Here is a 19,082-nt window from a genome sequence, read left to right as displayed (position 1 = left end):
CCGCTAGAAGATCGACAGCTCCCGGCGCTCGGCGAGCAGGTGCAGCGCCTCCCGCCCCGCCCGCGAGTTCCCCGACGCGTCGAGCGGCGGTGACCACACGCAGACCCCCAGCCGGCCGGGCACGTCCCCGGCGATCGCGCCGGCCACGCCGCTCTTGCACGGGATGCCGACCTCGTAGGCGAACTGGCCGGCGGAGTCGTAGGTGCCGCTGGTCAGCATGATCGCGTTGATCCGCCGGGCCAGCGGCTCGGCGACGATCCGCTGCCCGCTGCCGGGATCCACGCCGTCGTTGGCCAGGAAGCGCATCGCCCGGGCCAGCTGGCGCGTGCTCATGAGGACCGCGCACTGGTGGACGTACACCGACAGGACGTCGCCGACCGGGGAGTGGACGTTGCCGAAGGCCGCCATCAGGTTGGCCATCGCGGTGTTGCGCGAGGCGGTGCGGCCCTCGTCGCCGAGGACCGTCCGGTCCACCTCGACGTCGTCCCCGACCAGCCGGCCGAGCAGGTCGCAGACGGCGGCCTTCGGGTCGTCGAGGGTCTCCAGCAGCACGTCGCAGACCACCAGCGCGCCGGCGTTGATCATCGGGTTGCGCGGCTTGCCGTGCTCGTGCTCGAGCTGCACCAGCGAGTTGAACGGGTCGCCGGACGGTTCCCGGCCCACCCGCTCCCACAGGTCCTCCCCCACCGCCTGCAGCGCCAGGGTCAGCGCGAACACCTTCGCGATGCTCTGGATGCAGAACGGCCGGTCGGCGTCCCCGGCCGTGTGCTCGACCCCGTCGAGGTCGCTGGTGGCCAGGGCGAACGCGCCCGGGTCCTCGGCGGCGAGCGCCGGGATGTAGTCGGCGACGTCGCCCTCGCGGGCCAGCGGCCGCACCTCCTCGGCGATGCGCTCCAGCTCGGCGCCCAGGTCGTCGGTCGTCGGGGTCATGCCCGGTCCTCCTCGAGTGCGGTGTCCACGAGTGCGGTGTCCAGCAGTGCGGGTGGCGGCGCGCCCAGGGCCAGGACCGCGCGGTGGAAGCGACGCGGCGAGAAGCCCGGTCCCCACCGCTCGCGCGCCCGCTCGCGCAGCGCGCGCAGCGCCAGCTTGCCGGTGGTGTACCGGCCGTAGGTGGGGTCGATGACCGCGCGCAGCGCCTCGCCGCGCGCCGCCGGTCCCTGGAGGAACGCCTCCCGCGCGAACAGCCCGGCGGCCTCGTCCACGGTCAGCTGCCGGGTGTGGACGCCGATCGCCGCCCGCACCCGGGTGACCCGCAGCAGGGCCTTCATCGCCACCCCGATCGCGAACCGCGGGTCCTCGCCGCGGAAGCCCTCCTCCACCATGAGCTCCTCCGCGTAGTGCGCCCAGCCCTCGACGAAGGCCGGCGAGTGCAGGGTCCGGCGGACGTCGCCACGCACCCGCCGCAGCGCCCGGCCGTGCGCGAAGTGGCCGGGGGCGACCTCGTGCGCCGTGGTGGCGGGCAGCGTCGTCCGGCTGAAGGCGGTGAGCCACTGGTCCTGCCGCTGCGGCGGCCAGGAGGGGTCCGGGGGCGTGATGCCGTAGGTGGAGGGCGCGTCCGGCTCGTAGGGCCCGGCCCACGACAGCATCGCCGTGGCCCACCGCCGCGACGGCGGGCTGGCCTCGACCCGGCACTCCCCGTCCAGGTGCTCGAGCAGGCCGCGCTCGCGGACGAAGGCCACCACCTCGCCGGTGAGGCGGCGGGCCTCGTCGAGCACACCGGCTGGTCCGGGGTGGTCCCGGACGAGCCGTGCCACCACGTCGTCGGCCGCCGTACCCGGGGCGATCCGGTCGGCGGCGGCGTCGAGCAGATCCCGCAGGCGACGCCGCTCGGCGTCCGCGGCGGCGGCGACCGAGGGCAGGTCGACGTCGCCGCCCTCGACGGCCTCCAGCAGGGCCGTGAGCCCCGGCGCGCCCAGCGCGGGATCCGGATCGCCGGTCCCGGTGCACCGCTCGAGGTGGGTCAGCAGCCGGGCGTGCGCGGCCAGCGCGGCACCCCCGTGCGGCTCGCCGGCCCGGACCACGGCCGCGGCTCCGCGCACCGCCGGCAGCAGCGCCTCGGCGGCCGCGGCCGGCACGAGGTCGAGCGAGGTCAGCGCCGCGTCGATGGCGGCCGGCCAGCCCGCCAGGTGCCGGGCGCGGGCCTCCGCCCGCTCGCCGGGCGGCGCGTACGGCCGGTCGTACACCGACAGGTCGAGGGCGGCGAGGAGCGGGCGCGGGCTGCGCCGGTGCAGCTGCACCTCGCCCAGTTCCAGCCGCAGGCGCCGCTCCGCGGCTGCGAGGTGCCGCTCGTCGTGGGCGTCGGGCAGCTCGGCGCCGCCCAGCCGGGCCAGCCCGGCGCGCACGGCTCCGGGCGACAGGTCGGGGACGACGCCGTCGTACTCGTGCCGCCCGGCGCCGTCGCGCACCTCGGCGACCAGCACGTCGGTGACCGCCCGCAGGCGCTCCTGAGCAGCGGCGGTCGGCGAGGTCATGACCTCGCCGTACCCCCGGCGGGGGACTGCCCATGCGGCGTGTCCGCCCACGTGCTCCTGGGTATTCGGCACGAGGTGACCTACTCGATCGTCGCCCTCGACCGGATCACCGGCGAGATGGGCGTCGCCACCCAGTCGCAGGCCTTCGCCGTCGGCAGCAGCGTGCCCTTCGCCCTCCCCGGCCACGGCGTCATCGCCACCCAGTCGATGGGCGAGCCGATGTACGGCGAGATCGGCCTGGACCTGCTCCGCGGCGGTTTCACCGCGCAGGAGTCGCTCACCGCGCTGCAGAGCGTCGATCCGCATCCCGAGCGGCGCCAGGTCGCCGTCCTCAAGGCGGCCGAGGGCACCGCCCTCTACACCGGCGACGGCTGCGTGGCCGCGGCCGGGCAGGCCGTCGGGGAGGACTGCGCGGCGCTGGCGAACATGGTCGTCGGACCGCAGGTGTGGCAGGCCATGGTGGACTCCTTCGAGTCCGGCTCCGGGCCGCTGGCGCAGCGGCTGCTGCGGTCCCTGCACGCGGCCGAGGACGCCGGCGGTGACTTCCGCGGGCGGCGGTCGGCCGCGGTCATGGTCGTCCGCGCGCACCCCACCGGCCGCCCCTGGCACGACCGGGTGATCGACCTGCGGGTCGACGACGACCCCGACCCGGTGGGCGAGCTCGACCGGCTCGTGGCCAAGCGGCTGCGCTACCAGCGCGTGGTGGCCGCTTTCCAGCTCGCGCTGGACGGCGACCCCGCGACCGCCGACCGGCAGCTGGAGGACATGCGCCCGCAGGACCCGGAGACCGAGCCAGACCAGGTGCTCTGGCGCGCCGTCGTCGCCGCCCTGGCCGGCCGCGAGGACGCCGCCCGGGAGCTGCTGGCCGACCTCGCCGCCACGGCACCGCAGTTCGTCGAGGCGGCCCGCCGGTTCGGCCCGGCGGGCCTGCTGCCGCAGGACGTGCTGGCACGTCTCCTTCCCGGCGGCACGTGACCGGGCGTCCTCCTGCCCGAAGGGGTGCCGTGATCGGGGCAGGGCCTCACGCGGCGGTCGAGTAGAGTCGAGCGCGCTGCTCACCGCCGCCCCGGGGTCTCCCGCGCCGGCCCGAGCGCCCGTTCCGATCCCGGGAGGAGGCCGCCGCATGGACGACGTCCCCAGTCCGCTGCCGCGCGGATCCTCCCCCGCCGGCGCCCGCTAGCGCTCCGCTCCGGGCTCCGCCCCGCACGTGCGCCCGGCAGCGGGCGTCGCGGGAGGTCCTCCGCGCGGCTCCTCCGCTCGCCGACGCCGGCGGACCCCGGTCCCGCCCGGTGTCGCCAGCTCGTGCCCTGACGACGCCGAAGCCCGAGGTGCCCCATGGACGACAACCGCACGGCCACCACGCCCGAGCAGGTCTCCGCCGCCCTGGAGCGGCTGCTCGACGACGACGACCTCGCGACCGCGACGGCCACGATCACGACCCTGGACGCCCCCGAGGCGGTCGACGTCATGGAACGCCTGGACGCGAAGGACCGCGCCCTGGTGTTCCGCCTGCTGCCCAAGGACATCGCCCTGGAGGTCTTCGAGGGCCTCGACGCCACCCTGCAGGGCGACCTCGTCCGGGCGCTCCGGGACGAGGAGGTCACCTCGGTGTTCGCCCTGCTCGACCCGGACGACCGGGTGACCCTCCTCGACGAGCTGCCCGCGACCGTCGCCACCCGGCTGCTGCAGGGCCTGCCCCCGCACGAGCGTGACCTGACCGCCGAGGTCCTCGGCTACCCGCAGGGGTCGATCGGGCGGCGGATGAGCCCCGAGTACGTCTCGACCCACCCCGGCCTGACCGCGGCGCAGACCCTCGACCGCGTCCGGGCGCGCCTGACCGACGCCGAGACCGTCTACACCCTCCCGGTCCTCGACGGGCAGCGCCGCCTCGTGGGCATCGTGAGCCTGCGCGACCTCATGGGTGCCGCACCCGACGCGCCGGTCAGCGACCTGCAGCGGGAACCGCACGCCGTCCCGGCCACCGCCGAGGCCGAGACCGCCGCCCGCCGGTGCGCGGACCTCAAGCTCCTCGCCCTGCCCGTGGTGGACGCGGAGGGCCGGCTCGTCGGCATCCTCACGGTGGACGACGCCCTGTCGATCCTCGAGGAGGAGGAGTCCGAGGACCAGGCGCGGATCGGCGGGGCGGAGCCCCTGCGCCGTCCCTACCTGTCGACCCCGGTGCGGTCGATCGTCCGCTCCCGTGTCGTGTGGCTGCTGGTCCTCGCCGTCGGCGCCACGCTGACGGTCCAGGTGCTGGGGGCGTTCGAGGAGACCCTGGAGCAGATGGTGGTCCTGTCGCTGTTCATCCCGCTGCTCATCGGCACCGGCGGGAACACCGGCAATCAGGCCGCCACGACCGTGACCCGGGCGCTCGCCCTCGGCGACGTCCGGCCCAGGGACGTCACCCGGGTCCTGGCCCGGGAGGTGCGGGTCGGTTTCAGCCTCGGGCTGCTGCTCGGGACGGTGGGCTACGCCGCCGCCTCGCTCGCCTTCGACACGTCGATCGGCACGGTCATCGGCCTCACCCTGCTCGGCATCTGCACCATGGCGGCCACCGTGGGCGGCGTCATGCCGCTCATCGGGCGCACGATCCGCGTCGACCCGGCCGTGTTCTCCAACCCGTTCATCACGACGTTCGTCGACGCCACCGGGCTGATCGTCTACTTCCTCATCGCCAGGGCGGTCCTCGGCATCTGAGCGGCGGTCGCCGGCACCGGTCGGCGGGTCCGGCCGGCCTACCCCGAGCTCCCGGGCGTGCGCCGCGGCTCGAAGCGCAGCCGGAACGGCGACAGGGTGCCGGGCATCGGCCGGTCCGGGTCGAGGGCGTCGCCGGCCGGCCGCCAGTCGGTGTCCTCGACGAGGGCGGCGAGGAACACGCTGGCGGTGAGCAGGACCGTGTTGCGGCCCGGGCACATGCCGGGACCGGCGCTGAAGGGCACCAGCGGCCAGTCGTCGGCGGTGCGCTCGCGCTCCCACAGCCCGGGGGTGAACCGGTGGGCCTCGGGCAACCGGGTCTCGTCCCGGTGGAAGAAGGGGGCGAAGACGAGCACCGAGGCCCCGGCCGGCAGCACCCCCGCCTCCCACGAGGTCTCCTCCGTGGTGTCGCGCAGGATGGCCGGGGTGGTCGGCCACAGCCGCAGCGACTCCAGCAGGGTGGCCCGCAGGAACGGCAGGTCCGGCGCACCGGGCAGCTCGGCCCGGGCACGGTCCGCGGCGTCCGGGTGGGCCGCCAGCAGGGCCAGTGCCCGGGCCGACGCCCAGCTCATCGCGTCGAAGGCGAACAGCCACTGGGGGATCTGCTGGTGCGGCACGGTGTTCGGATGGGCGGGCGTGCCGGCCACCAGCGCGGCGAGGCTGCCCGGTTCCGCCGCCTCCACGTAGCCGGCCAGCCGGCGCAGGAAGCGACGCCGGACCCGCGGCGCGGACGGGGCGAGGAAGCTGTAGTTCGCCCGGCGGCGCAGGTGGAGCAGGTCGTCGGTGACCGCCTCGTCGTCGCGCGCCGCGTCGCCGAGGACGACGCGGCGGACCGTGCGCCACCACGCCGCCGCGTAGGCGTCCCAGGTGAGCGCCCCGGTCCGGTCCGCCTCGGCCAGCAGCGCCCCGGCCTCCTCGCGCGCCGCCCGGCTCATCGGGCCGGCCAGCCGGTGCAGCGGCGCGCCGGCGTCCAGCACAGCCTCGTTGAACGGCCGCCGGTGCGCCCGTTCCTCCGGCGCCGAGATGAGCAGGCCCTCGGGCTGGAAGTGCGCCAGCGCGGCGCGCTTCTCCCGCGTGGCGGCGCTGAACGGCCGGGGCGTCTCCGCCAGCACGCGGTGCACGTGGTCGGGCGAGAGGACGACGGTGAGCTGCCGCCCGGGCACGCGGATGCGCACCGGCCCGGGGCCGTAGCGGTCGCGCAGCCGCTGCATCCACCGCACCGCCCGGGTGTCGGCATCCATCCGTTCGGCCAGCGCGACGGCCCGCGGGCGGCGCACGATCGCGCCGCGCACAGCCACGGGCAGGAGCACCGTGGCCAGCGTCCGGGCCCCGTCGAGGACGCCGGTCGCCGGGACGAGCGTCGTCTCCCGGGCCGTCACGGGCGCCTCCTCCCGCCGCCCGCACCGGTGCGGGCCGTGACCGCGCGCCAGGCGAGCACTCCGGCCGCCAGGATCCCCACCACCACGAGGAGGACCGCCCAGAGCGCGAACTCCAGCAGCGCCCCCAGGAAGCCGCCGGCCAGGGCCAGCAGCAGGATCAGCACGATCCACAACACGGGAACTCCTCTCTCCGACGTCGTCCCGTGTCCTGCCACCCGGGGGCGGGGAGCACCCGGCCGTTCCGGGACGACGCCGGTGCCCTCCGCTGCCGGACCCCGGCACCGTGCGGGCGCCGACGGGAGCCCGCACCGCCATGTGGTGCCGGTGCTGCAGCGACTCGAGCGAGGGTCGGTCGTCCACGGGCATCTCTCGTGCCGGCACCGGGCCGACGGACCCGCCGTGTCCCGCGGACGTGCGCGTCAGGCCGGGCTCTCGACCTGGGACGACCGTAGCGCCGCGCACGACGGCGTGCCCGGCGGCCGAGGAGCTGCCCGGCCCGGGCAGGACCGCGCCGGGATCGTTGCCCGGATGCCCGGTGGTGCCCGGCCGGGACCGCGACGACGATGGGCGGGATGTCAGCACCGACCGACCGCCCCGGGCAGCCCGACCTCGTGCACGGACCGGAGACGACAGGGAGACGAGCATGTCCTGGGCAGTGACCCACGCGGTCATCGAGGCCGCTCCGCACGATGTCTTCGCCGTGCTCCAGGACCCCGCCACGTACCCGCTGTGGGTGATCGGCGCGCGCCGGCTGCGCCGGACGGAGGGGAACTGGCCGTCCGTGGGCGCCACCCTGCACCACGAGCTGGGCGCCCTCGGGGTGACGGTGATCAGGGATGTGACCGTCGTCCGCGCCGCGGAGCCGGACACCCTGCTCGAGCTGGAGGCGAAGCTGCGCCCGGTCGGGGTCGTCGTCGTCCGCCTGCGCCTGACGCCGATCGACGTCGGCACCGTCGTCACCATGGAGGAGCGGCCCGTCGACGGCCCGGTCGACCAGGTCCACAACCCCCTCATCACCTGGGGGCTGCAGCTGCGCAACCGGTGGGCCCTGCACCGTCTCGCCCGGCTGGCCCGGGGGCGGGCTGCCGAGAGCTCCAGCGGCCCGGGCGCTGCCCGTCCCTGATCCGCGACCGCCGGTGAGCCGCCGGCGCCGTGCCGGCGGCTCACGGTCACCTACGCCGCGAGGGCGAACAGGACGGTCGCCGCGACGAGCAGCAGCCCGAGGACGATCGCGACGCGGGTGGCCAGGACGTGACGCACGGGCGGACTCCTGTCAGTCGACGAACGCGAAGCGCTCCATGACGACGCGCTCGGAGGGCACGCCGAGGGGGCCCACCAGCGCCTCGTGCACCGCATCCATCATCGGGTCGGGGCCGCACACGAAGACGTGCCCCCGGCTGGTGTGCGGCGGCAGGTGCCGCCGCAGGAGATCGGCGTCGACCAGCCCCGTCTCGCCGGTCCACCCCTCGGGCGGGTCGTCGAGCACGTGGACCACGGTCAGGTCGAGCCGCTGCTGCAGTTCCTGGAGCTCGTCGCGGAAGATCACCTCGTCCGCCGACGGGTTGGCGTAGACGAGGAGGACGGGGCGCCGGTCTCCCCGGTCGGCGAGCGTCCGCAGGATGCTCATGACCGGTGTGATCCCGATGCCGCCGGCGACCAGGACGACGTGCGGTCCCTCGTGCCGCTCGGTGGTGAAGACGCCGTAGGGACCGTCCACGTAGGCCCGCGCGCCGACCTCCGTGCGCGCCACCTCGCCGCTGCCGTCCCCGACCGCCTTGACGGTGAAGGCGACCGAGCCGTCGGGGCTGTCGGCACTCGACGAGAAGGAGTAGGGGTGCTCCTCCAGCTGGTACGGCGTGCCGCCGAGGGTGAGCCAGGCGAACTGGCCGGCACGGAAGCGCAACCCGTCGTGTCCGTCGGGACGCAACCTCACGGTGGTGACGTCGTTGCCCTCCGGCACGACGTCGTCGACCACCCAGGGCCGGCGCAGCACGCGGAACGGGCGGACGACCCGGGTCCACACCAGGAGGCCGACGAAGGCCAGCGACGTCGCCGCCCACAGGCCCTGCTTCCACAGGGTGTCGACGTAGTGGCCGACCAGGTAGATGTGCGCGAGCGCCGCGACGACGACCACGGTGGCCAGCACACCGTGGGTCAGGCGCCACCACTCGTAGCGCAGGCCCAGCCGCTTCTTCCAGACGGTCAGCGCGATCAGCGCCAGCAGCGCGACCACCGCCAGCACGCCGGCGCGGGCCCGCCACGGCGCGCCCACCGGGTTCAGCAGTGCCGCCGTCGCCGGATCGGTCGCCACCAGGATGGCCGGGTGGGCCAGGACGAAGGCCGTCGCCACCCAGCTGATCTGCCGGTGGAACTGGATGACGACGTCGATGCCGTACGGGGCGGCGACGGCACGGCTGCGCGCGACGACGGCGAACTGCAGCCCGAGCATCGCCAGGCCGACGAAGCCGAGGCCGACGGAGAAGTCCGTCCAGAAGTCGCGGCCGCGGGGGGCCGGGCCCAGCAGCGCGAAGACCAGCGGTACGACGGCCACGGCCAGGTAGAGGCCGAGCCAGAACAGCCCGGTGACGGCGCGCACGTCCTCTCACTACCCGGCGCACCGCGGTGCCCGAACCGCCGGATCTGCGTCGGGCCCCGGATGCGTCCGTCCCGGGGAAGGGGACGACGATCGGGACGGACGCCGGACGGTCCGCCGCCGTCCCGGCTGGCGGGGACCGGGCTCCCGGGCTGAGGTGGGTGTGCCGGCGCCGCCCGTCCGCGGCGCCCGAGTGGACGGAGGTTCCCCGTGGACGAGACCCAGTTCCTCTGGGACTCCTGGGATCCGATCCTGCGCATCCTGCTGATCGGCACCCTGGGCTACACCTGGCTGGCGCTGCTGCTGCGCGGCAGCGGTCCCCGCACCATGTCGAAGATGACGCCGTTCGACTTCGTCATCACGGTGACGCTCGGTTCGGCCTTCGGCCGGGTGCTCACCGCCACCGAGGTCTCCCTCGCCGAGGCCCTCGTGACCTTCACGCTGCTGGTCCTCCTGCAGTGGGTCTTCGCCGTGGCCCGAGCCCGCTGGTCGGCGGTGAACCGGTTGCTGGACCCCGGCCCCACCCTGCTGTTCCACGACGGGGAGCCGGTGCAGCGGGCCCTGCGCCGGCACCGGATGGTCGAGTCGGACCTGCACTCGGCGGCGCGGGAGAACGGCCTGGGCTCGCTGGACGACGTCGCGGCGGTGATCCTGCAGGCCGACGGCACGTTCGCGGTCATCGAGAAGGACGCGATGGGCGACGGCGCGTCCGTCCGCCCCTTCACCGCCGACCCGTCGTGACCCCGCACGGGCGGGCCGGACGCACGCCCACCGGGAGATGACGAGCATCCGAGGCCGTCCCCGACGCGTCGCCGGCGTCCGCAGCGGGCACTGACCGGGCCATGGGCGCACCACGAGAGACCGGATCGAACGACGCCCTGCTGATGCGGACCGGACGGCGGGCCTGGGCGGCGCTGGGCGTCGCCGGCGTCCTCGTGCTGCTCTTCCTGCTGCTGCGGCAGGTGAGCATCCTGGCGGCCGCGCTGGTGGTCGCGGCGTTCCCCGCGGCGGTGCTGTCGCCGGCGTCGACCTGGCTCAAGCGCAAAGGGGCCCCGGGCGCGGTCGCCTCGCTGGCCCTCATCCTGGCCACGGCCGGCGTCATCGGCCTGGCCCTGTGGTTCGTCGTGCCGCAGTTCCTCGACCAGCTGCCGGCCCTGGCCGAGAGCATCGAGGACGCCTTCGCCGACCTCGAGGAGTTCCTCGCCGACTCCCCCGTCCCCCTGCCGTTCGACATCGGCGAGGGCGGGCTGAGCGCCGCCGTCCAGCAGGCCGTCGACTCCTTCGACGGAGGCGCGACCGGGGTGGTGGGGCAGGGGCTCGACCTGCTGCAGCGGGTGGTCGACTTCGGCACCGCGCTGCTGATCTTCCTCGTGGCGCTGTTCTTCTACCTGCGCGACGGGGACCGCATCTGGGCCGGCGTGACCAGCCTGCTCCCGCGGACCGCCCGGCGGCACGTGCGGCAGGTGTCCGGCCAGCTCTGGTGGACGGTGGGTGCCTACTTCCGGGCGCAGGTGCTCGTCGCGCTCGTCGACGCGGTCGCGATCGGGATCGGGCTCGTGCTGCTCGGCGTCCCCCTGGCGTTCCCGCTGGCGCTGCTGGTCTTCTTCGGCGGCTTCTTCCCCATCGTGGGAGCCTTCGCGTCCGGCCTCCTGGCCGTCCTCGTGGCCCTCGCCGACCAGGGACTGGGTACCGCGCTGCTGGTGCTCGGACTGGTCGTGCTCGTGCAGCAGGCCGAGGGCAACCTGCTGGAGCCGCTGATCATCAGCCCGGTCCTGCGGCTGCACCCCTTCGCGATCATCCTGGCCGTCACGGCCGGGGCCGTCACCTTCGGCATCCTCGGCGCGTTCCTGGCCGTGCCGGTGGCGGCGTGCTTCGGCCGGGTCGTCGACTACGTCCGCGGTCGCCGGCCGGCAGCAGGGCCGGGATCCGACCCCGACGACGACGAGCCCGCCTGGGCCGACCCGACCGGCGAGGAGGACGGGCACCAGGACGAGGGACACCGGGACGACGGACCTCAGGTCGACGGACACCGGGACGACGGGCACCGGGACGACGCCGCCGCGTCCACCGGCGACACCGGTCGGGGTGCCACCCGAGCCACCGGCGGAACACGGCCGGCCTCCGACCGGCACCGGCCGCCGGACGGCTGAGGCCCATCGCGACCTCGCGTCGCGGGCCCGAGGAGGATCGTCACCGATTCGTCATGTTCAAGATCGCGGCATCGGGGCACAGCGTTCCCGTCGCCCCCAGAGCGGGGGCCTGAGGACACACGAGGAGCCCCTCATGATCTGGAACATCATCGTCCTGATCGTCATCGGACTGGTGGCCGGGCTCATCGCCCGGGCCGTCATCCCCGGCAAGCAGGACCTGAGCATCCTCGGCACGATCGTGCTGGGGATCATCGGCTCGCTGGTCGGCAACCTGCTGGGCAACGTCATCAGCGGGAACGGCTTCGAGATCGGGACGGCCGGCTTCATCGGCTCGACGATCGGCGCGATCATCGTGCTCGGCATCTACGTCGCCGTCACGGGCCGGCGCAGCAGCAGCCGGGCCCTCTGAGCACCGCGGTGGCGCCGGACCCGCTGGAGCCCGTCGACGGTCATCTGCCCATCGAGGACCACGGGCTCATCGGGGACGGCGCCACCTGCGCGCTGGTCGCCCGGGACGGGTCGATCCCGTGGCTGTGCCTGCCCGAGTTCGACAGCCCGCCGTTCCTGGCCGGCCTCCTCGACCCCCGGCGCGGGGGCTCCTTCACCATGGCGCCCCGCGGCCTGCGCGGCGGTGACCAGCGCTACCTCGACGAGAGCAACGTGCTGATCACCCAGCTCGCCGGGCCGGACGGCGTCGTCGAGCTCACCGACTGCCTGGCGCTGCGCTCGGGGGCCGACCTCGAGGAGCTGGTCCCGGCCGGTCGCAGCGAGCTGCTGCGGGTGGCGCGGGTGGTCTCGGGCAGCGCGGACCTGCACGTGCGGCTCGCCCCCCGCGACGACGTGCGCGTCACCCGGGAGAGCGGGGCCTGGCGGATCCACTGGCCCACCCGCCCCGACCTCGTGCTCGTGCTGTGGTGCTCGCACGACCTCGACGTCGCCCCGGACGGGTCGATCGGCGCGACCGTCCCGTTGCGCGCCGGAGAGCGCCTGACCGTCTCGCTGCACTGGTCGGGCACCACCCGGTTGCTGGACCGCGTCGATCCCGGCGCAGTCGTGCACCAGACGGCCCAGGCCTGGCGGGCCTGGGCGGGGAAGCTCCGGTACGAGGGCCCCCACCGCGGTCTGGTGCTCCGCTCCGCGATGGCCCTGAAACTCCTCGACCACGTGCCCAGCGGGGCGATCATGGCCGCGGCGACGTCCTCGCTGCCCGAGGAGATCGGCGGCGTGCGGAACTGGGACTACCGCTTCACCTGGGTGCGCGACGCCGCGTTCTCCACCTACGCCCTGCGCCAGGTCGGCATGCCGGCCGAGTCGCGGGCGTTCCTCGCGTGGACGCTGACCAACGTCGAGCGCGACGGGCAGCCGCACCTGATGTACGCCCTCGACGGCGGGCAGCCCCCGCCCGAGACCGAGGACGCCGCCCTCTCGGGGTACCGGGGCTCCGCGCCGGTGCGCTGGGGCAACGGCGCCGCCGGGCAGACCCAGCACGACGTCTACGGCGAGCTGCTCGACGTCGCCTGGGGATGGGTCGACGGCGGCGGGCGGGTGGACGAGCACCTCTGGCGGGTCCTGTGCGACCTCACCGAGGGCGCGATCGAGAACTGGTCGACCCCCGACCACGGCATCTGGGAGGTCCGCAGCGCGGGCCGGCCCTTCACCTACTCCGTGGCCATGTGCGCCGTGGCGGTCGAGCGCGCGCTGCGGATCGCCGAGGCCCGGCGCCTGGACCACCCGCGCGACCGGTGGCGCACGGAGCTCGACCGGATCCGCACCGCCGTGCTCGACCGGGCGTGGGACCCCGACCGGCAGTCGTTCACCGAGCAGCTCGCCGCCGACGACGGCACCGGTCGCGGCGGGCTGGACGCCGCCCTGCTCACCCTGCCGCTGCGCGGCCTGGTGCCCTTCGACGACCCGCGGATGGTGTCCACGACCGAGGCGGTCCGCCGGCACCTGGACGCCGGCGACGGGCTGCTCTACCGCTACCTGCACGAGGAGTCCGACGACGGGCTGCCCGGCGGCGAGGGGGCCTTCGTGCTGTGCAGCTTCTGGCTGACCGACAACCTGACCGGCCAGGGGCGGCTGGACGAGGCCCACGAGCTGTTCGACTCCCTGTGCGGCCGGACCAACCGGCTCGGGCTGCTGTCGGAGGAGATCGACCCGGGCAGCGGCGCGTTCCTCGGCAACTTCCCGCAGGCGTTCAGCCACCTCGGCCTGATCGCCAGCGGGGTCAAGCTGGCGCGCGCCGAGGCCGGCGGGCGGGGCGCGGGATGACCCGCTCGTTCGTCGTCCTGGGCGGCACGGGAGACCTCACCGGCCGGCTCCTCCTCCCCTCGCTCGCCCGCCTGTACGAAACCGGCGCCCTCCCCGACGGCACCGGACTGCTCGCGGTGGCGCGCGAGGACTGGGACGACGACGCCTACCGCGACTGGGCCCGCGACCGGCTGGCCGCGCACGCCGGCGACCTGCCGGACGACGCGCACCGACGGCTCCTCGACCGGCTGCACTACGCCCGGGCCGACGTCACCGACCCGGCCGACCTGCGCGCGGCGCTCGCCGGCGTGGACACCGAGCCCGTGGTCTACCTGGCCCTGCCGCACACCCTGTTCCACCCGGTCGTGACCGCGCTGACCGACATCGGGCTGCCCGAGGGCGCGCGGCTGGTCGTGGAGAAGCCGTTCGGCGCCGACCTGACCGAGGCCCGGGCGCTCAACGAGCTGCTGCACGGGCTGCTGCCCGAGGAGGCGGTCTTCCGGGTCGACCACTTCCTGGCCAAGCAGACGGTGCTCAACGTCCTCGGCCTGCGCTTCGCCAACCGGGTCTTCGAGCCGATCTGGAACGCCGCGCACATCGAGCGGGTGGAGATCGTCGCCGACGAGACGCTCGGGCTGGAGGGCCGGGCCGGCTACTACGACTCGGCCGGGGCCCTGCGCGACATGGTGCAGAACCACCTGCTGCAGCTCCTCGCGATCGTGGCGATGGAGCCCCCGCTGGCCCTGGACGCGACCTCCCTGCCCGCCCGCAAGGCCGACGTGCTGCGCGCAGTCCGGCCGGCCGACCCCCGGACCGGCAGCGTCCGCGGCCGGTACACCGCGGGACGCGCCGGCGGCCGCGAGCTGCCCGACTACGCCGCCGAGGACGGCGTCGACCCGGCCCGGCAGACCGAGACCTTCGCCGAGCTCACCGTGACCGTGGACAACTGGCGGTGGGCGGGCGTGCCGTTCCACCTGCGCACCGGCAAGGCCCTGGGCGCCGACCGGCAGGAGATCGTCGTCCGGTTCCGGCCGGTCCCGCACCTGCCGTTCCTGGACGCCGAACCCGAGCCGGACGTGCTGCGCCTGACGCTGTCCCCGGACGCCATCGCGCTGGAGCTCAACCTCAACGGCGCGGGCGACCCGTTCGACCTCGAGCGGGAGGTGCTCGGCGCGCGGCTGGCGCCGCACGACCTGCCTGCCTACGGGCTCCTGCTGCGGGAGCTCCTGGACGGGGACACCACGCTGTCCATCAGCGACGTCGAGGCCGAGGAGGGCTGGCGGATCGTCGAGCCGGTGCTGGCGGCCTGGGCAGCCGGCGAGGTCCCCCTGCTGGAGTACCCGGCGGGTTCGGACGGGCCCGGGGACCGGACCGGGGTGCAGGCCGGCAGCCGGTAACCTGAGGAGTCGCCGGGCCACGGGTCCGGCCACGTCCGCGGCGCCGGGACCCGCCCGCAGGCGACGAGAGGCCCCGGTCGGAACCGGCCGGGGCCTCTCGCCTGTCCGCGTCGGACCCGCCCCCGGACGATCCGCACCCCCAGGGAGAGCCACTCGTGAGCACCGCCGCCCCGACCGCCGCCGGCCCGTCAGGGGCCTTCCGGGTGGACGTGGCCGCCGAGGCGGCCCGGCGGCGGACCTTCGCCGTCATCAGCCACCCCGACGCGGGCAAGTCCACGCTGACCGAGGCCCTGGCGTTGCACGCCCGCGTGATCGGGCAGGCCGGCGCCGTGCACGGAAAGGCCGGCCGCCGCGGCACGGTCAGCGACTGGATGGAGATGGAGCGCGACCGCGGCATCTCCATCACCTCCGCGGCCCTGCAGTTCTCCTACCGGGACGCCGTGGTGAACCTGCTGGACACCCCGGGTCACGCCGACTTCTCCGAGGACACCTACCGGGTGCTCACGGCGGTCGACGCCGCGGTGATGCTGGTCGACGCGGCCAAGGGCCTGGAGACCCAGACCATGAAGCTGTTCGCGGTCTGCAAGCACCGCGGCATCCCGATCATCACGGTGGTCAACAAGTGGGACCGGCCCGGCCTCGACGCCCTCGCGCTGATGGACGAGATCACCGAGCGCACCGGCCTCACACCCACGCCGCTGACCTGGCCGGTGGGCATCGCCGGCGACTTCCGCGGCGTGCTCGACCGCCGCGACGGCACCTACCGGCACTTCACCCGGACCGCGGGCGGCGCCACGATCGCCCCGGAGGAGGTGGTCCCCGCCGAGGCCGCGGCCGCTCGCGAGGGCGACGCCTGGACGCAGGCCGTCGAGGAGTCCGAGCTGCTCGCCGAGACCGGCGCCGAGCACGACCAGGAGCTGTTCCTCTCCGGCGTCACGACACCGGTGCTGTTCGCCTCCGCCGTCTCCAACTTCGGCGTCGGCCAGCTGCTCGACGTCCTCGTGGACCTGGCGCCGCCGCCCGCGCCCCGGCCCGACGCCGACGGCCGGGCACACCCGCTCGACGCGCCGTTCAGCGCCTTCGTGTTCAAGGTGCAGGCCGGGATGGACACCGGTCACCGCGACCGGCTGGCCTACATCCGGGTCTGCTCCGGGGTGTTCGAGCGCGGCATGGTGGTCACCAACGCCGCCACCGGCCGGCCGTTCGCCACCAAGTACGCCCAGCAGGTGTTCGGCCGCGACCGGGAGACCATCGAGACGGCGTTCCCCGGGGACGTCGTCGGCCTGGTCAACGCCGCGGCGCTCGGTGTCGGCGACACCCTGTTCGTCGAGCGGCCGGTGCGCTATCCCCCCGTCACCACCTTCGCGCCCGAGCACTTCTCGGTCGCGCGGGTAGCCGACACCAGCCGGTACAAGCAGTTCCGCAAGGGCATCGAGACCCTCGCCGGCGAGGGCGTGGTGCAGGTGCTGACCTCCGAGCGCCGCGGGGACGGCGCCCCGGTGTTCGCCGTCGTCGGCCCCATGCAGTTCGAGGTGGCCGCCCACCGCATGGAGCACGAGTTCGGCGCCCGCATCAGCCTCGAGCCGCTGCCGTACTCCCTGGCCATGCGCACCGACGAGGCCTCGGTGCCGATCATCACCGCCTCCAGTGGCACGGAGGTCATGCGGCGTGCCGACGGCGAGCTGCTCGCCCTGTTCACCACCAAGTGGGTGATGGGTGTGCTCCGCGACAAGCCCGGGGTGACCCTCGAGCCGCTCGTCGCCGCCCAGCTGAGCTGACCCACCTCCGCCCACCCACCTCCGCGACTGGGGGGCGTCAGCCGATCCGGACGCTGGTGCGGCCCCGCACCACCCAGCGACCGCCGGAGCGCTCCACTGCCGGCGGCGGCGTGTCCGTGGGGCGGTCGCCGGCGATGCGCGAGAACGGCCGGGTCACGTCGGTGGTGAGCAGGTCGCGCCCTCGCGCGGTGAGCGCGAAGGTCTCGGTCACCTGGCCCGGCTCGCGCGGCAGCGAGTCGAGGTGGCCGGCCTCGTGGGCGCGGGTGAAGCACTCCAGCAGCTCGACCTGACGCTGCCGCCAGGCCGCGGCGTCACCGTGGGCCGGCCGCGGGTTCAGCCGCGCCAGCAGCGCGAACATCGTCACCGGCTGGTCGTCGGCCGCGAGGGCCTCGAGGACGGGGCGGACGTCGACTCGGGTCTGCATGCCGACGACGCTAGGCGGCCTGGCCCGGCGCGTTCGGGACGCTGACCTGCCGAAAGTCGCCGGAAACGGTGGGGAGAGCTGCCATGCGCGGCCGGCCTCCCCGGGCGGCGCACGCCGCTGCGTGCCGGCTGGGACGGGTGGGACGGGTGGAACGGACACGCCCCCCCGGGTGCTGGCCCGTCCCCCGGCGGGCTCGGACCCTGGCGGCCATGACGACGGCCTACGCCTACGGCACCGCGCACGCGGTGGTCATGGTCGGTGCGGTCGGGACCCCCGACGGCCTCCAGCCCCGCCGGATCGGTCCCCTGCACGCCACCATCGGCAAGGTGCACGGCCGCAGCCGCAAGTCGCTGTGCGGCGCCTACGTCGCGGTCGACGAGCAGACGCCGTGGCCACCGGAGGGCTACGCCGACGAGCAGCTGTGCCCGGAGTGCGCGGAGCTCGCCACCCTGTAGACCCCGGTCAGCCGCCCGCGACGGACGGGAGCACCTGCACGACCGCGCCGTCCGGGACGGGGGTGGCCAACCCCTGGCCGAAGCGGACGTCGTCCCCGTCGACGTAGAGGTTGACGAAGCGGCGCACCGCCCCGGTCTCGTCGCGGATGCGGCGGGCCAGCAGCGGATGCCGCGCGGCCAGCCCGTCGAGCAGGTCGGCGAGCGAGCCGCCCCCGTCGACCGTGAGGTGCTTGGCCCCGCCGGCCAGGTCGGCGAGGACGCCGGGGAGCACCACCTCCGCCGTCACGGCAGCCTCGCCGCCTTCACCGTCAGGACGTCGGGCAGGTGGACGGCGACCGGCCGGAAGGAGTCCCCCTCGTCGGCCGAGGCGTAGACGCAGCCGTCGCGGGTGCCCACGTAGACACCGGTCGGGTCGCCGTCGTCCACGCACATCGCGTCGCGCATGACCGCCGCCCAGCTGGCGTCGGGCAGCCCCTCCCCCAGCTCGGTCCAGGTCCCGCCGCCGTCCCGGGTGCGGTGCACCCGCAGCCGCCCGCCGGGCGGCAGCCGCTCCACGTCGGCGACCAGCGGGACCACCCACGCCGTTCCCGAGGCGTGCGGGGAGGCGGCGATCGGGAAGCCGAAGTCTGCCGGCAGCCCACCGGCGATCGACCGCCAGGAGACCCCGGCGTCGTCGGTGGCGAAGACGCCGAAGTGGTTCTGGGCGTACATCCGGTCGGGGCGGCCGGCGTCGACGGCCACCTTGTGCACGCACTGCCCGTACTCGGGCAGCTCGTCGGGCAGGAAGACCGCGCTGATGCCCTTGTTGCGCGGTTCCCACGAGCCGCCGCCGTCCTCGCTGAGGTACACCCCGCCGGTGCTCATCGCGACCAGCACGCGGTCCGAGGAGGGGTCGGGCAGCACGGTGTGCACGGCTCCCCCGCCGCCCCCGGGTTCCCAGGTGGGCCGGTGCGGGTGCTCCCACAGACCGCGGACCAGCTCGAAGCTGCCGCCGCCGTCCTCGCTGCGCCACAGCGAGTGCGGCTCGCAGCCGGCCCACACGACCCCGGGCCGGTCGGCGGAGTCCGGGCGCAGCTGCCACACCCGGGCCAGCGCGGCGCCCGTGTCCTCCGGGAAGCGGATGGCGCCGTCCCCGGTCTCCTGCCAGCTGCGGCCGAGGTCGTCCGAGCGCATCACGGTGGGCCCCCAGTGGCCGTACTGGATGCCGGCCAGCACGCGGGGCACCGGACCGCGGGTGTCGATCGAGACCGCGGCCACCTCCTGGGCCAGCAGGTGCGGGCCGTCGAGGGTCCAGCTGCGGCGGTCGTCCTCGCTGCGCGCGAGCCACAGCCCCTTGCGCGTGCCGATGGCGAGCAGGTCGGTCATGGCGCCTCCCCGGGTCAGGGGGCGCGGCCGCGGGGGGGGGGGGGGGGGGGGGGGGGGGGGGGGGGGGGGGGGGGGGGGGGGGGGGGGGGGGGGGGGGGGGGGGGGGGGGGGGGGGGGGGGGGGGGG

General features: G+C 75.3%; 18 protein-coding genes. 10 read left to right on the top strand and 8 right to left on the bottom strand.

The window, feature by feature from the left end; all coding sequences use genetic code 11:
* Positions 1-3 precede the first annotated feature (3 nt).
* Positions 4-930 (bottom strand): glutaminase, encoded by a 927-nt coding sequence (locus tag ACK586_RS05700; protein ID WP_409329487.1) that lies wholly within the window; start codon positions 928-930, stop codon positions 4-6.
* On the bottom strand, positions 927-2,471 hold the full coding sequence (locus ACK586_RS05695; RefSeq protein WP_409329486.1) for a DUF885 family protein: 1,545 nt from the start codon (positions 2,469-2,471) through the stop codon (positions 927-929). Before ACK586_RS05695 ends, ACK586_RS05700 begins: the two co-directional genes overlap by 4 nt.
* Positions 2,472-2,546: 75 nt before the next feature.
* Here ACK586_RS05695 and ACK586_RS05690 point away from each other — a divergent pair, with 75 nt between their 5' ends.
* Together ACK586_RS05690 and mgtE are read left to right on the top strand one after the other, a co-directional pair.
* Positions 2,547-3,446 (top strand): DUF1028 domain-containing protein, encoded by a 900-nt coding sequence (locus tag ACK586_RS05690; protein WP_409329485.1) that lies wholly within the window; start codon positions 2,547-2,549, stop codon positions 3,444-3,446.
* A 360-nt stretch (positions 3,447-3,806) separates the two neighbouring features.
* The gene (mgtE, locus tag ACK586_RS05685; RefSeq protein ID WP_409329484.1) at positions 3,807-5,168 is read left to right on the top strand and encodes a magnesium transporter; all 1,362 of its coding nucleotides are present in this window, start codon (positions 3,807-3,809) and stop codon (positions 5,166-5,168) included.
* A gap of 38 nt (positions 5,169-5,206) precedes the next feature.
* On the opposite strand, the gene ACK586_RS05680 is transcribed toward mgtE, so the two are convergent.
* Positions 5,207-6,544: a cytochrome P450 gene (locus tag ACK586_RS05680; protein ID WP_409329483.1), complete on the bottom strand. Its 1,338-nt coding sequence runs from the start codon at positions 6,542-6,544 to the stop codon at positions 5,207-5,209.
* On the bottom strand, positions 6,541-6,720 hold the full coding sequence (locus tag ACK586_RS05675) for a hypothetical protein (protein WP_409329482.1): 180 nt from the start codon (positions 6,718-6,720) through the stop codon (positions 6,541-6,543). The genes ACK586_RS05680 and ACK586_RS05675 overlap by 4 nt, the downstream gene beginning before the upstream one ends.
* Before the next feature lie 467 nt (positions 6,721-7,187).
* On the opposite strand from ACK586_RS05675, the gene ACK586_RS05670 reads away from it, so the two are divergent.
* The gene (locus ACK586_RS05670; RefSeq protein ID WP_409329481.1) at positions 7,188-7,667 is read left to right on the top strand and encodes an SRPBCC family protein; all 480 of its coding nucleotides are present in this window, start codon (positions 7,188-7,190) and stop codon (positions 7,665-7,667) included.
* A gap of 150 nt (positions 7,668-7,817) precedes the next feature.
* Here ACK586_RS05670 and ACK586_RS05665 read toward each other — a convergent pair whose 3' ends face one another.
* Entirely contained in the window at positions 7,818-9,140 is a 1,323-nt protein-coding gene (locus tag ACK586_RS05665; RefSeq protein ID WP_409329480.1) for a ferredoxin reductase family protein, read from the bottom strand.
* Positions 9,141-9,347: 207 nt separating this feature from the next.
* Between ACK586_RS05665 and ACK586_RS05660 the strand changes: the two genes are divergently transcribed.
* The 6 genes from ACK586_RS05660 to ACK586_RS05635 all read left to right on the top strand — a co-directional run bounded on the left by ACK586_RS05660 (position 9,348) and on the right by ACK586_RS05635 (position 16,712).
* Entirely contained in the window at positions 9,348-9,878 is a 531-nt protein-coding gene (locus ACK586_RS05660) for a DUF421 domain-containing protein (protein WP_409329479.1), read from the top strand.
* Positions 9,879-9,979: 101 nt separating this feature from the next.
* Positions 9,980-11,287: an AI-2E family transporter gene (locus tag ACK586_RS05655; RefSeq protein ID WP_409329478.1), complete on the top strand. Its 1,308-nt coding sequence runs from the start codon at positions 9,980-9,982 to the stop codon at positions 11,285-11,287.
* Between the two features lie 133 nt (positions 11,288-11,420).
* Positions 11,421-11,696: a GlsB/YeaQ/YmgE family stress response membrane protein gene (locus ACK586_RS05650; RefSeq protein ID WP_409329477.1), complete on the top strand. Its 276-nt coding sequence runs from the start codon at positions 11,421-11,423 to the stop codon at positions 11,694-11,696.
* Positions 11,697-11,704: 8 nt separating this feature from the next.
* Positions 11,705-13,558 (top strand): glycoside hydrolase family 15 protein, encoded by a 1,854-nt coding sequence (locus ACK586_RS05645; RefSeq protein ID WP_409329476.1) that lies wholly within the window; start codon positions 11,705-11,707, stop codon positions 13,556-13,558.
* Positions 13,555-14,934, top strand: a complete 1,380-nt coding sequence (locus ACK586_RS05640) for a glucose-6-phosphate dehydrogenase (protein WP_409329475.1) — start codon at positions 13,555-13,557, stop codon at positions 14,932-14,934. Before ACK586_RS05645 ends, ACK586_RS05640 begins: the two co-directional genes overlap by 4 nt.
* Positions 14,935-15,089: 155 nt before the next feature.
* Entirely contained in the window at positions 15,090-16,712 is a 1,623-nt protein-coding gene (locus ACK586_RS05635) for a peptide chain release factor 3 (protein ID WP_409329474.1), read from the top strand.
* Between the two features lie 37 nt (positions 16,713-16,749).
* On the opposite strand, the gene ACK586_RS05630 is transcribed toward ACK586_RS05635, so the two are convergent.
* Positions 16,750-17,136 (bottom strand): hypothetical protein, encoded by a 387-nt coding sequence (locus tag ACK586_RS05630; RefSeq protein ID WP_409329473.1) that lies wholly within the window; start codon positions 17,134-17,136, stop codon positions 16,750-16,752.
* 209 nt (positions 17,137-17,345) lie between these two features.
* On the opposite strand from ACK586_RS05630, the gene ACK586_RS05625 reads away from it, so the two are divergent.
* Complete coding sequence (locus ACK586_RS05625) at positions 17,346-17,591, top strand: hypothetical protein (RefSeq protein WP_409329472.1); 246 nt, start codon at positions 17,346-17,348, stop codon at positions 17,589-17,591.
* A 7-nt stretch (positions 17,592-17,598) separates the two neighbouring features.
* On the opposite strand, the gene ACK586_RS05620 is transcribed toward ACK586_RS05625, so the two are convergent.
* Entirely contained in the window at positions 17,599-17,877 is a 279-nt protein-coding gene (locus tag ACK586_RS05620; protein WP_409329471.1) for a MoaD/ThiS family protein, read from the bottom strand.
* Positions 17,874-18,956, bottom strand: coding sequence for a WD40/YVTN/BNR-like repeat-containing protein (locus ACK586_RS05615; RefSeq protein ID WP_409329470.1), 1,083 nt, complete (start codon positions 18,954-18,956; stop codon positions 17,874-17,876). Before ACK586_RS05615 ends, ACK586_RS05620 begins: the two co-directional genes overlap by 4 nt.
* Positions 18,957-19,082: the final 126 nt, after the last annotated feature.

The sequence above is a fragment of the Trujillonella humicola genome, assembly GCF_046233715.1.
Taxonomy (GTDB): domain Bacteria; phylum Actinomycetota; class Actinomycetes; order Mycobacteriales; family Geodermatophilaceae; genus Trujillonella; species Trujillonella humicola.
Note: the sequence above shows the minus strand (reverse complement) of the source record. Positions and strands in the feature narration are given on the sequence as shown.

What these genes read in the sequence shown, in the direction of transcription:
- mgtE (WP_409329484.1), top strand. Translation starts at nt 3,807, where the DNA reads ATGGACGACAACCGCACGGCCACCACGCCCGAGCAGGTCTCCGCCGCC.
- ACK586_RS05615 (WP_409329470.1), bottom strand. Translation starts at nt 18,956, where the DNA reads ATGACCGACCTGCTCGCCATCGGCACGCGCAAGGGGCTGTGGCTCGCG.
- ACK586_RS05655 (WP_409329478.1), top strand. Translation starts at nt 9,980, where the DNA reads ATGGGCGCACCACGAGAGACCGGATCGAACGACGCCCTGCTGATGCGG.
- ACK586_RS05670 (WP_409329481.1), top strand. Translation starts at nt 7,188, where the DNA reads ATGTCCTGGGCAGTGACCCACGCGGTCATCGAGGCCGCTCCGCACGAT.
- ACK586_RS05630 (WP_409329473.1), bottom strand. Translation starts at nt 17,136, where the DNA reads ATGCAGACCCGAGTCGACGTCCGCCCCGTCCTCGAGGCCCTCGCGGCC.
- ACK586_RS05650 (WP_409329477.1), top strand. Translation starts at nt 11,421, where the DNA reads ATGATCTGGAACATCATCGTCCTGATCGTCATCGGACTGGTGGCCGGG.
- ACK586_RS05640 (WP_409329475.1), top strand. Translation starts at nt 13,555, where the DNA reads ATGACCCGCTCGTTCGTCGTCCTGGGCGGCACGGGAGACCTCACCGGC.
- ACK586_RS05700 (WP_409329487.1), bottom strand. Translation starts at nt 930, where the DNA reads ATGACCCCGACGACCGACGACCTGGGCGCCGAGCTGGAGCGCATCGCC.
- ACK586_RS05625 (WP_409329472.1), top strand. Translation starts at nt 17,346, where the DNA reads ATGACGACGGCCTACGCCTACGGCACCGCGCACGCGGTGGTCATGGTC.
- ACK586_RS05695 (WP_409329486.1), bottom strand. Translation starts at nt 2,471, where the DNA reads ATGACCTCGCCGACCGCCGCTGCTCAGGAGCGCCTGCGGGCGGTCACC.